The organism is Brevibacillus sp. SIMBA_040, from assembly GCF_046535075.1.
Classification (GTDB): Bacteria; Bacillota; Bacilli; order Brevibacillales; family Brevibacillaceae; genus Brevibacillus.
Genome location: NZ_JAWRXI010000347.1, coordinates 1 through 246 on the forward strand (window position 1 = coordinate 1; position 246 = coordinate 246).

A 246-nucleotide genomic window follows, 5' to 3' on the forward strand; every position below is an offset into this window, starting at 1 on the left:
TTTTAGACTATATTTTTGAGCTAATTGTTGTAGTTCTTCTGAAAAAATGATTCTTCCATACAAATGAACAATTAAAATACCTTTTGTTTTTGAAGTTATTTTTTCTTCAATTTTTGAAATATCAATATTATAATTGTCAATATCAGGTTCTACCAAAATAGGAACCAGACCATTGTCTGAAATGGCAAGAATAGATGCAATATACGTATTGGAAGGAACGACAATTTCGTCACCTGTGCTCATGAT

Annotated in this window: 1 protein-coding gene; it reads right to left on the bottom strand. The window is 28.9% G+C overall.

Translation table 11 applies throughout. From position 1 onward, the window contains the following. A partial coding sequence (locus tag SB752_RS33065) for an aminotransferase class I/II-fold pyridoxal phosphate-dependent enzyme (RefSeq protein WP_410719605.1) occupies nucleotides 1-246 on the bottom strand: 246 nt, incomplete at both ends.